Origin of the sequence: uncultured Limnohabitans sp. (assembly GCF_937889215.1) — a bacterium.
In the GTDB taxonomy this organism is placed as follows: domain Bacteria; phylum Pseudomonadota; class Gammaproteobacteria; order Burkholderiales; family Burkholderiaceae_C; genus Limnohabitans_A.
Map to the genome: position 1 here is coordinate 1 of NZ_CALBEX010000243.1, position 6,607 is coordinate 6,607.

Genomic DNA, 6,607 nt, shown 5'->3' on the forward strand with positions numbered 1-6,607 from the left:
GGGCAACCAGGTTGACTTGCCGGCGGGTTCTGCAGGGCAGACCCTCAGTGTGCCAGCGCACATGGCGGTGTCTTTGTTCAATGCGGCGGCGGACCGTTTTATCAATGTCGAAATCTCTGCGCTGGAGGCCGATGGCCGTGGCAAAGTGGTGTCGCGTCCTCGCGTCGTGACATCGGATCAGACCAAGGCTTTGATTGAACAGGGCACCGAGTTGCCCTACCAAACTGCCTCGGCCAGTGGGGTCACGTCGATCACTTTTCGCAAAGCCAATCTGAAACTGGAAGTCAGCCCCCAAATCACTCCTGACGGTTCTGTTGTGTTGGATGTGGATGTCAGCCGAGACAGTGTGGGTCAAATCACCCCCGCTGGGTTTGCCATCAACACCAAACACGTCAAAACCCAGGTGCGCGTGGAGGACGGCGGCACCGTGGTGCTGGGCGGTATCTACGAAGAAACCGACCGCAACAACGAGGCCAAGGTGCCGGGCTTGGGGGATGTGCCGGTGCTGGGCTGGTTGTTTAAAAATCGCGATCAGGCGGGACGCAACAGCGAATTGTTGATTTTCTTGACGCCTCGGGTCATGGCCGACGGTGCGGGGGAGGTGCCGGTGCCGCCCTGATGGCTGCGGCATGGGTCAGGCCACTTGCCCCTTGCGCTGTGGGGCGGTGTGAAAAATCGGGTCGAATACACTCAGATGTTCTGAGCGCCGGGTCCATGGACCCTTGGGCCGACGTCGATTTTTCTGGGTGAGACTTCCTTGAGCATCATTTTTGTGGGCCTTCCGGGTTCAGGCAAAACCACCATTGGCAGACAGCTGGGACGCCGCTTGGGCATGCCCTTTGTCGACTCCGACCATGTCATTGAGCACCGTTTGGGCTGCTCGATCCGGGAGTTTTTTGCGCGTGAAGGCGAGGACAGTTTCCGCGACCTCGAACAGCAGGTGCTCGATGACCTGACCCTGACGCACCACGGGGTCATTGCCACGGGAGGCGGTGCTGTCTTGCGTGAAGCCAACCGCCGGCATCTGCACGAACGTGGTCAGGTGATTTATTTGAGGTCCACGCCCGAAGACGTGTATCGCAGGGTGCGCCACGACACGGCGCGTCCTTTGTTGCAGGTGGACGATCCGCTCCAGCGCTTGCGTGCGCTGTTCGAGGCGCGAGACCCTTTGTACCGCGAAGCAGCGCATTTCGTCATCGAGACGGGCCGCCCTTCGGTGGCCACTTTGGTGAACATGATTGCCATGCAGCTGGAGTTGGCGGGCCATCTGCCTGTCACGGCATCCCCCGTGGTTGCGCCCAGTTTTTCCAAGCCGCTTGATTGAGTTTCGGCGGCAAAGCCGCGAAAAAAACCCGTTTGTGCGCTGAATCCACCCCGATTTACCCTGATATGGATGCGTTGTTGCACTCAGGTTCATAAATTGGTGCAAAATAGAACGATCGTTCTTTTTTAAGCACCATGACCGGCATCAACTTAACCCACAAAACTGACAGCGCACCCGGCGTTGAAACGGGGCGTCGTGTGTTGATCAAGGGCCAACAAACCAAAGCCGTGATCATCGATGCCGCCTTGGGCCTGGCCTCTCAAATTGGTCTCGAAGGCCTGTCGATTGGCGCTGTGGCCGAGGTCACGGGCATGAGCAAGTCGGGCGTGTTTGCACATTTTGGCTCGCGTGAAGAGTTGCAAATTTCAGTCATCCGCCAGTACCACGAACGCTTCGAGGCCGAAGTGTTTTACGCCGCCATGCAGCAACCTCGGGGTGTGCCGCGTCTGCAGGCCATGTTTGACAACTGGATGGTGCAAACCTCGGCAGAAATCGACTCGGGTTGCATCTACATCAGTGGCGCGGTCGAGTTCGATGACCGCACAGGTCCGGTGCGTGACGCGCTGGCCTCTTCGGTGTCCACTTGGCAAACCGCTTTGCGCCGTGCGGTGGAGCTGTCCCAGCTTGAAGGCCAGCTCAGCCGCGCCGCTGATGCCCACCAGATTGCTTTTGAAATCCATGGCCTGATTTTGGCGCTGCACTACGAAGCCCGTTTTTTGCGCAACCCCAGCGCCGCCGACCGAGCTCGTCAAGGCTTTCAGCACATCTTGGCCCGTTACGCCAGCACCAATGCGCCCACTTCTGCAGGCGCTGCCGCTGCCGCTGCCGCGAGCACACCCAAGCTGTTGGCTGTGCCCAAAACCCGCCGCAAACCTGCGGTCGACTGATTTTTTTCGATATCTCCATTCATTGCCCACCGATTCAAGGAGCCTCCCATGCCCGTCTACAACCCCCCTCTTCGCGACATGCAGTTTGTCTTGCACGAATTGCTCAACGTGAGCGCCGAGCTCAAGGCGCTGCCCAAGCACGCCGACACCGATGCCGACACCATCAACGCGGTGCTGGAAGAAGGTGGCAAATTTGCCGCCGAGGTGGTGTTCCCCATCAACATCTCGGGGGACACCCAAGGCTGCACGCTCAACCGCGACACGCACGAGGTCAAAGCCCCCGATGGCTTCAAGGCGGCCTATGAGCAATACGTGGCAGGCGGCTGGCCCTCTCTCAGTTGCGACCCCGCATATGGCGGTCAGGGCCTGCCCTTTGTGGTCAACCAGTGTTTTTACGAAATGCTCAACTCGTCCAACCAGGCCTGGACCATGTACCCGGGCTTGAGCCACGGTGCCTACGAGTGCTTGCACGCACACGGCACGCCCGAGCAGAAATCTCTGTACCTGCCCAAGCTGACCAGCGGCGAGTGGACCGGCACCATGTGCCTGACCGAACCGCATTGCGGCACGGATCTCGGCATGCTGCGCACCAAGGCCGAGCCACAGGCTGACGGCACCTACAAGTTGAGCGGCCAGAAGATTTTCATCAGCGCAGGCGAACACGACCTGGCCCCCAACATCGTGCACCTGGTGCTGGCCCGTTTGCCCGACGCGCCTCCCGGCAGCAAAGGCATCAGCTTGTTCATCGTGCCCAAGTTCAACGTGGCGGCCGACGGCAGCATGGGTGAGCGCAACGGCATTTACTGCGGTGGCCTGGAGCACAAAATGGGCATCCACGGCAACGCCACTTGCCAGATGGTGTTGGACGAAGCCGTGGGCACCCTGGTGGGCCAACCCAACAAGGGTTTGGCTGCGATGTTCGTGATGATGAACGCAGCCCGTTTGGGTGTGGGCAACCAGTCGCTGGGCCTGACCGAAGTGGCTTACCAAAACGCACTGGCCTACGCCAAAGACCGCGTGCAAATGCGCTCGCTGACTGGCGTCAAAGCCCCCGGCAAGCCAGCCGACCCGATCATCGTGCACCCCGATGTGCGCCGCATGCTCATGACCGCCAAGGCCTACGCCGAGGGCGGCCGCGCGCTGGCTTGTTACTGCGCCTTGTTGCTCGACAAAGAGCTCAACCACCCCGACGAGGCCGTGCGTGCCGAGGCCGCCGAAGTCGTGGCCTTGCTCACGCCCATCGTCAAAGCCTTCACCACCGACAACGCCTGGGAAGCCACTTCGGCCTGTCAGCAAGTCTTTGGCGGCCACGGCTACATCAAGGAGTGGGGCATGGAGCAGTTCGTGCGCGACGCCCGCATCAACATGATTTACGAAGGCACCAACACCATCCAGTCGCTCGACTTGCTGGGTCGCAAAGTGCTGGGCAACCAGGGCGCTACGCTCAAGAAATTCGGCAAGTTGGTGGAGCAGTTGGTCAAGGCCGAAATGGCCAATGAAGCCATGGGCGAGTTCATCAAGCCGCTGGCCGATCTGGGCCAAAAGCTCACGCAACTCACCGGCGAAGTCGGCATGAAAGCCATGAGCAACGCCGACGAAGTAGGCGCTGCCGCGGTGGATTACCTGCGCGTGGTGGGCCACTTGGTGTTGGGCTACTTCTGGGCGCGCTCGGCGCAAATTGCTTTGGCCAAATTGGCCGAGGCCGAGGAGGAAGCCCAACGGCCCGACCCTTTCTATCAGGCCAAGCTGCAGACCGCGCGTTTTTATTTCACCCGCCTGATGCCCGAAACTTCGAGCCTGATGCGCCGCATCCGCGCCGGCAGCGATGTGCTGATGGACACCGACGCGGCGTTGGCCTGAAACTCACTGCCACCCTAGGAGACACGACATGATCAAAACCGCATTGACCCTGAGCATCGGCCTGTTGAGCTTGGCCGCCCACGCCCAAATGAGCCCGGTGGGCCTGTGGCGCAGCATTGACGATGAGAGCAAACAGCCCAAAGCCGAAATCCGCATCAGCCAGACGGCTGCGGGCGGCCTCTCGGGCGTGGTTGAGCGCTCTTTGCTGACCACCCCCAGCACCGAACCCAACTGCAACCTGTGCACCGACGACCGCAAAGACAAACCCAAAATCGGCATGGAAATCATCCGGGGCGGTCAACAAAGTGACGGCAAAGCGGTGTGGGAGGGTGGGAAAATCCTCGATCCCGAGAATGGCAAAAACTACAGCCTGCGCCTGACCCCGATCGACGGCGGCAAAAAGCTGGAAGTGCGGGGCTACATTGGTGCCCCTATTTTGGGCCGCACGCAAACCTGGATTCGGGTTCAGTAAACCCACACCACAAGGAACACCATGTCTGACATCCTGACCCACATTGACGCGGGGGTGATGACCATCACCTTCAACCGCTTGGACAAGAAAAACTCCATCACCTCGACCATGTACGCGGCCATGGCCGATGCGGTGGCGCAGGCCGCTGACGATGCCAGCGTTCGCGTGGTGCTCTTTCAGGGACACGAAAGCATCTTCAGTGCGGGCAACGACATTGGCGACTTTTTGAACCAGCCGCCGACCACCCAAGAGTCGCCCGTGTTCCGTTTTTTGCGCGGCATCGCCACTTTCGAAAAGCCTTTGCTCGCCGCCGTGGCCGGGCCTGCGGTGGGCATCGGCACCACCATGCTGTTCCATTGCGACCTGGTCTATGCCGGTGACAACGCCGCTTTTTCTATGCCGTTTGTCAATCTGGGTTTGTGTCCGGAGGCGGCGTCCAGCCTGCTGGCCCCGCGCATGTTCGGCTACCACCGCGCCGCCGAAGCCCTGCTCATGGGCGAGCCCTTCTTTGCCGAAGCCGCGCAAGAGGTTGGCTTGGTCAACCGCGTGGTGCCGCCCACCGAAGTCAACGGCTACGCCCAAGCGCAGGCCCGCAAACTGGCCGCCAAACCCTTGAGCTCATTGATCGCCACCAAGCGTTTGATGAAAGGCGACACCCAAGCCGTGCTGCAAAAAATGGACGAAGAAGGCCAAAGCTTTGGCCGCATGCTGCGCGAGCCTGCTGCCAAAGAAGCCTTTGGGGCCTTCATGGAAAAACGCAAGCCGGATTTCTCGAAGTTGTAAGCCTTGGGCCTTGGCGGGCATGTGCCGGGGTCTTCGATCCCCGACACAGCTCTCCCCGTCACTCCCTGTCGCTCCCCGTAGGTCGGCACCTTCAGGTCCGACGCTAATGGTTCAGCTTAGGCCCGTTTCGGGGCTGAAGCCGCCGACCTGCAAATACGCCTTGTGGGGACTTCTGCGGTCACCGATAAAATCGCCAGATGCCCCATCGCTCCAACACCTCCGTCGTTCTTGAACCTGAATACATCGAGGGGTTTCGCCAGATCTACGAAGAAAAAATTGTTTTCAACAAGACATTGGGTCTGAAATTGGTCAAGGTGACACCCGAAGGGGTGGAGGCCCGCATTGACATGAGGCCCGAGTTGGTGGGGCACTTTGCCTACAACCGCATCCATGGCGGTGTCATCAGCGCCGTGCTGGACGCGATCGGCAGCGCAGCCGTCATGGCGGCGCTTGCGGCCAAGCACATGGAGGAACCCCCTGAAAAGCGCCTGGAGCGCTTTGCCAAGCTGGGCACCATCGACTTGCGTGTGGATTACTTGCGCCCCGGCATTGGCGAGCACTTCACCATCACTGCCCATGCCCTGCGTGTAGGCTCGCGTGTGGGGTCGTCGCGCATGGAGTTTTGTGGACCCGATGGGACCTTGATGTCCACCGGCGCTGCGGCTTACATCGTGTCTTGATCTGGCAAATGGCCTGCTCCTGCGCAGCGCGGGACAGCCCCAAGAGAAGACAGAATCAAAGGGAGTTCCGCGCTGGGCTTATTCTGCGGGAACAGGCCGGGGCTGCCCTTGATCGTCTACCGCTACATAGGTCAGGTTCGCCTCGGTCACCTTCATGTATTGGCCTTGCAGTTGAAAACGTTCGGCAAACACCTCGACTTTGACGGTGACGGAGGTGCGGCCGACCCGAACAATCCGGGCGAAAAACGACAAGATGTCGCCCACTTTGACCGGTTGTTTGAAGATGAACTCGTTCACCGCCACCGTGACCATGCGCCCGCGCACGCGACGCGCGGGCAACACAGCCCCCGCCAAGTCCACTTGGGCCATGACCCAGCCGCCAAAAATGTCGCCACTGGCATTGCAGTCGGCGGGCATGGGGATGACCTTGAGCACCAGCTCTTGATCGGTGGGCAAAGCTACTTTTTCTGGAGGATTCATGATAAAAAACAATAAGTAATATGTGTTGCTATCAGTAACAGCTGTAATTGACAAGGAGTATACGGTTGTTGTAGGTGTTGTTGCAATCGTTGATGTTAGTATCAGTAACAGTTACAAATGA

General features: G+C 59.7%; 7 protein-coding genes and 1 pseudogene. 7 read left to right on the forward strand and 1 reads right to left on the reverse strand.

From position 1 onward, the window contains the following. The 7 genes and pseudogenes from Q0341_RS06150 to Q0341_RS06180 all read left to right on the forward strand — a co-directional run. A pseudogene (locus Q0341_RS06150) lies at nt 1-619 on the forward strand (type IV pilus secretin PilQ); the annotation flags it as partial. 138 nt (nt 620-757) lie between these two features. Beyond that, nucleotides 758-1,324, forward strand: a complete 567-nt coding sequence (locus tag Q0341_RS06155; protein ID WP_299511250.1) for a shikimate kinase — start codon at nt 758-760, stop codon at nt 1,322-1,324. Nucleotides 1,325-1,458: 134 nt separating this feature from the next. Next, nucleotides 1,459-2,211, forward strand: coding sequence for a TetR/AcrR family transcriptional regulator (locus Q0341_RS06160; protein ID WP_299511251.1), 753 nt, complete (start codon nt 1,459-1,461; stop codon nt 2,209-2,211). Nucleotides 2,212-2,259: 48 nt separating this feature from the next. Further along, nucleotides 2,260-4,071, forward strand: a complete 1,812-nt coding sequence (locus Q0341_RS06165) for an acyl-CoA dehydrogenase C-terminal domain-containing protein (protein WP_299511252.1) — start codon at nt 2,260-2,262, stop codon at nt 4,069-4,071. 28 nt (nt 4,072-4,099) lie between these two features. After that, entirely contained in the window at nt 4,100-4,543 is a 444-nt protein-coding gene (locus tag Q0341_RS06170) for a DUF2147 domain-containing protein (protein WP_299511253.1), read from the forward strand. Nucleotides 4,544-4,564: 21 nt separating this feature from the next. Further along, a complete protein-coding gene (locus tag Q0341_RS06175; protein ID WP_299511254.1) occupies nt 4,565-5,326 on the forward strand; it encodes an enoyl-CoA hydratase in 762 nt (253 codons plus the stop codon). Nucleotides 5,327-5,523: 197 nt separating this feature from the next. Further along, nucleotides 5,524-6,006 (forward strand): thioesterase family protein, encoded by a 483-nt coding sequence (locus Q0341_RS06180; protein WP_299511255.1) that lies wholly within the window; start codon nt 5,524-5,526, stop codon nt 6,004-6,006. A 78-nt stretch (nt 6,007-6,084) separates the two neighbouring features. Here the strand turns inward: Q0341_RS06180 and Q0341_RS06185 are convergent, their stop codons facing one another. Next, on the reverse strand, nt 6,085-6,486 hold the full coding sequence (locus Q0341_RS06185) for an acyl-CoA thioesterase (protein WP_299511256.1): 402 nt from the start codon (nt 6,484-6,486) through the stop codon (nt 6,085-6,087). Nucleotides 6,487-6,607 lie beyond the last annotated feature (121 nt).

Excerpts from the sequence above, each read along its gene's own strand:
- Q0341_RS06160 (WP_299511251.1), top strand. The coding sequence starts at position 1,459 with ATGACCGGCATCAACTTAACCCACAAAACTGACAGCGCACCCGGCGTT.
- Q0341_RS06165 (WP_299511252.1), top strand. The coding sequence starts at position 2,260 with ATGCCCGTCTACAACCCCCCTCTTCGCGACATGCAGTTTGTCTTGCAC.
- Q0341_RS06170 (WP_299511253.1), top strand. The coding sequence starts at position 4,100 with ATGATCAAAACCGCATTGACCCTGAGCATCGGCCTGTTGAGCTTGGCC.
- Q0341_RS06175 (WP_299511254.1), top strand. The coding sequence starts at position 4,565 with ATGTCTGACATCCTGACCCACATTGACGCGGGGGTGATGACCATCACC.
- Q0341_RS06180 (WP_299511255.1), top strand. The coding sequence starts at position 5,524 with ATGCCCCATCGCTCCAACACCTCCGTCGTTCTTGAACCTGAATACATC.
- Q0341_RS06185 (WP_299511256.1), bottom strand. The coding sequence starts at position 6,486 with ATGAATCCTCCAGAAAAAGTAGCTTTGCCCACCGATCAAGAGCTGGTG.